General features: G+C 69.5%; 2 protein-coding genes. Both read left to right on the plus strand.

Annotated features, from left to right (window positions below; translation table 11 throughout):
- On the plus strand, nucleotides 1–977 hold a 977-nt coding region (locus E1200_RS32645), incomplete at its 5' end, for a branched-chain amino acid ABC transporter permease (protein WP_131956444.1).
- Between the two features lie 4 nt (nucleotides 978–981).
- Complete coding sequence (locus E1200_RS32650; RefSeq protein ID WP_243709038.1) at nucleotides 982–2292, plus strand: ABC transporter substrate-binding protein; 1311 nt, start codon at nucleotides 982–984, stop codon at nucleotides 2290–2292.
- Nucleotides 2293–2363 lie beyond the last annotated feature (71 nt).

Below are 2363 nucleotides of genomic sequence, written 5' to 3' on the forward strand. Positions count from 1 at the left end.
GGTTCGCCGTGCGGAACTGGCGGATGCTCGCGCTCGGGGCGCTGCTGGTGCTGGCGGTGGCGGCGCCGTTCCAGCTGGTGCCGTTCCGGGTCTTCCAGCTCACGATGGTGATGGTCTACGCGATCGCGCTGATCGGGCTGAACCTGCTGGTCGGGCACGCCGGGCAGATCTCCCTGGGACACGGGGCGTTCTTCGCGGTCGGCGCCTACGCGACGGCCGTCATGATGTACCACTGGGACCTGCCGTACCCGGTGACGTTCCCGCTCGCGGCGGCGCTGGCGTTCGTGATCGGGTTCGCGTTCGGGGTGCCGGCGACGCGATTGCGCGGGCTGTATCTGGCGCTGGTCACGCTCGCGGTGGCGATCTTCCTCGTCCCGCTGCTGAAGCGGTTCTCGTCGGTCACCGGCGGGTCGATGGGGCTCACGCTGGAGAAGCCGGAGCCGCCCGCCTGGACGGGGCTCGCCCAGGACCAGTGGCTGTACTTCCTCGCGCTGATCGGGGCGATCCTGGCGTTCCTGGTGGTGCACTTCCTGCTGCGCTCCCGGGCCGGGCGGGCGATGCACGCCGTCCGCGACAACGAGACGGCGGCCGAGGTCATGGGCGTGCGGCCCGCGGCCTACAAGCGGCGCGCGTTCGCGTGGAGCTCGATGTTCGCCGGCGCGGCGGGCTGCATCTACACGTGGACGATCGGGTTCGTCTCCCCGGACTCGTTCACCCTCAACCTCTCGATCACGCTGCTGGCCGGGATCGTGGTCGGCGGGCTGGGGTCGACGTGGGGGCCGCTGCTCGGCGGCCTGTTCGTGATGTTCGTGCCGAGCTGGTCCCAGGACGTCAACAAGGCGGCGCCGGGGGTCATCTTCGGGCTGCTGATCATCGTGGTGATGTACGTCGCCCCGACCGGGCTCGCCGGGCTGGCGGGGCGAGGCGCGCACTGGCTCGACAAGACCCGCTCTGACAAGAACCTCCGGAAGGGGTAAGGGCATGCGGCGACCAATGGGAAGCGGCCGTGCAGGCGGCGGCAGGGTGCGGCGGGGGACGGCGGTGTCGGCGGCCCTGCTGCTGGCGGTGACCACCGCGGCGGCCTGCGGCGGACGGGACGACGGCGACGGCGGCACCGCCACCGGTGAGTGCAAGGGGCAGCAGACGACCGGCATCACCGACACCTCGGTGAAGCTCGGCGCGACCTACGCGCTGTCCGGCCCGGCGTCCGCGTACGGCGCCATCCCGAAGGGCATCAAGGCGTACTTCGACTACGTCAACGCCGAGAAGAACGGCATCGACGGCCGCAAGGTGGAGTACCTCGTCCGCGACGACGGCTACCAGCCGCCGAAGACGGTCGAGGAGGTGCGCAGGCTCGTCGAGCAGGAGCAGGTGTTCGCGCTGTTCCAGACCCTCGGCACGCCGCCGACGATGGCGACCTGGGACTACGCCAACCAGCAGAAGGTGCCGCAGATCTTCGTCGCCACGGGCGCCAGCGCCTTCGGCGCCGACGACAAGCACCCGTGGACGATCGGCTGGCAGCCGAACTACGTCTCCGAGGCCCGGGTGTACGCCCAGAACCTGAAGCAGAACAAGCCGAAGGCGAAGGTCGCGGTCCTGTTCCAGAACGACGACTACGGCGACGACCTGCTCGGCGGCTTCAAGAAGGCCATCGAGGGCACCGAGATCAAGATCGTCCAGGAGGAGAGCTACGAGGTCACCGACCCGAGCGTGGAGGCGCAGATGCGCGACCTCGCGGGTTCGGGCGCCGACGTGTTCCTCAACATCGCCACGCCGAAGTTCGCCTCGCAGGCGCTGGCGGCGGACGCGAAGATCACGGACTGGAACCCGATGCACATCGTGAACAACGTCTCCGCGTCCGTCACGGTGCTGAAGCCGGTCGGGTTCGACAACGTGCAGGGCGTCGTGTCCGCCACGTACTACAAGGACCCGAACGACCCGCAGTGGGCGGACGACGCCGAGATGAAGCTCTACAAGGAGAAGATGAAGCAGTACGCGCCGGGCAACGACCCGAACGTCCCGTACCACGCGTTCGGCTGGGCGGTGGCGACCGCCTTCCACAAGACGCTGGAGGCCGCCGAGTGCAAGACCCGCGAGGGCCTGCGCGACGCGATGCGCAACCTCAAGGGCGTCGAGGTGCCGATGCTGCTGCCCGGCATCACGATGAACACCGGCCCCGATGACGGCTTCCCGCTGGAGTCCATGCAGATGATGGAGTTCAAGGGCGAGCGCTGGGAACTGACCGGCGAGGTCATCGACACCCGCAAGGAGTTCGGCCCGGTCGGACACTGACCGCCCCCACCCGCCCCGAACCCCCGGCCCGGCTGCACGAGCAGCCGGGCCGGGGGCTTCGTGTCAGGAGG

The organism is Actinomadura sp. GC306, from assembly GCF_004348665.1.
Classification (GTDB): domain Bacteria; phylum Actinomycetota; class Actinomycetes; order Streptosporangiales; family Streptosporangiaceae; genus Spirillospora.